The organism is Pseudoalteromonas sp. SG41-2 (assembly GCF_014164535.1).
GTDB classification, from domain to species: domain Bacteria; phylum Pseudomonadota; class Gammaproteobacteria; order Enterobacterales; family Alteromonadaceae; genus Pseudoalteromonas; species Pseudoalteromonas rhizosphaerae.
The window spans coordinates 1-676 of record NZ_JACJFK010000107.1 but is presented as its reverse complement, the minus strand read 5'-3'; the positions used below and the strand labels follow the sequence as shown (position 1 = coordinate 676).

Genomic DNA, 676 nt, shown 5'->3' with positions numbered 1-676 from the left:
TATATTCAGTTTTACAATTACAAACGTAGGCATTCTACGCTTAATTATATGACGCCACATCAGAAATATAATGAATTAAAAAATGCCGCTTAGAATCTCTACAGAATTTGTTGACCATTACAAGTGTAACCACTTTCTACAGTGATAAGTTATATGAAGAAGAAATAAACGGCACAAAAACCACATGGCGGGCTTATATAGATGATATTGCAGTAATAAGCCAAACAACGGGAGAAGGTGCTACAATCCGTTATACTCACCGCGACCGCCTAGGCAGCGCACGTATATTTACCGACCATAATGGTTATGTTACTGCACAGCGTAACTTTGACCCATTTGGCAAACCACGTTTAGTTAGTGGCGGATTAAAATCATTTGGCAATTCAAGAAAGAGTAGGGTCAGGTCTTTCTTTTTGACTTTTAAAGTGAAAAGCAAGATGCAAGACCTGACCCTTTGACTGATGCAGCAAACCGAACATTACGGTGCAATAGGTGTGCGCGATAGAGCTATCATGGCAATTCAAGAAAGAGTAGGGTCACAAGAAAGAGTAGGGTCACCCATTAGAAAGTTCCGGTCAAGCAGGCAGCTGTGTTTTCTTGATCTTTTTATTCAAAAAACCAAGTGTTGTTACTTTTTAAACTCACTTTAAATTTGGCTATACACCTAGTCATGACG

At 39.1% G+C, this 676-nt stretch carries 2 protein-coding genes; both read left to right on the top strand.

Annotated elements, in window-relative coordinates:
* Positions 1-93: IS3 family transposase (locus H5186_RS23445; RefSeq protein WP_404936147.1), on the top strand; the 93-nt coding region annotated here is incomplete at its 5' end.
* Between the two features lie 17 nt (positions 94-110).
* On the top strand, positions 111-458 hold the full coding sequence (locus tag H5186_RS22655; RefSeq protein WP_182795053.1) for a hypothetical protein: 348 nt from the start codon (positions 111-113) through the stop codon (positions 456-458).
* Positions 459-676: the final 218 nt, after the last annotated feature.